Below are 662 nucleotides of genomic sequence, written 5' to 3'. Positions count from 1 at the left end.
GCGCGCGCCCCTGGACCCCCGAGCAGGTCGGCCCGCAGCACATGGACCGCGCCCTGCGCCAGTCCCGACGCCATGGCCGGGCGCGCCTGGCTGCTGCGCACCGCGGTCTCGATGGCCACCTGCAGGTCCTGCACGTAGGAAGACGCGCGTTCGTTGAGGATGACCAGGTCCACGCTCAGCTGCTTCATGCGCCAGTATTCGTGGGCCGTGAGCAATTGCCGCACCTGCGGCATGTCCTCGATGTCGTCGATGCGCAGCACCACGATGGGCAGGTCGCCGGAGACCGCGTGCGGCCACAGCCCCGACTGCGGCCCGGCGCCCTGCAGCAGGGTCTCGGGATGGGCGCGGAACCGGCGGTCGGCATACAGCAGCGGGGCGGCCAGGCGCTGGAAGTCGGCGGCTTCCTCGCCGTCCACTCCCAGGTGGCGCAGCTGCACCTGGGCCTGCGTCCACGACAGCGTGGCGGCGCGGTCGAAGGCGCTGCGCTCGTGGTGCTGATCGATCAGGTCCAGCAGCCCCGCGCGGGTCGATGCCACCACCGTCCAGAAGGCGATGCGCGCCAGCCCGCCCGGTGCCACGCGCACCCGCTGGCGCAGGGCGAACACCGGGTCCAGTACCGTGCCCACGGCGCCCGACAGCGGCAGGTCCTGCAGCACGGCGGC

Annotated in this window: 1 protein-coding gene; it reads right to left on the bottom strand. The window is 73.1% G+C overall.

From position 1 onward, the window contains the following. Positions 1–662: hypothetical protein (locus AC27KI_RS26655; RefSeq protein WP_487116900.1), on the bottom strand; the 662-nt coding region annotated here is incomplete at both ends.

The sequence above is a fragment of the Acidovorax sp. KPB24-03 genome (assembly GCF_057546605.1).
Note: the sequence above shows the minus strand (reverse complement) of the source record. Positions and strands in the feature narration are given on the sequence as shown.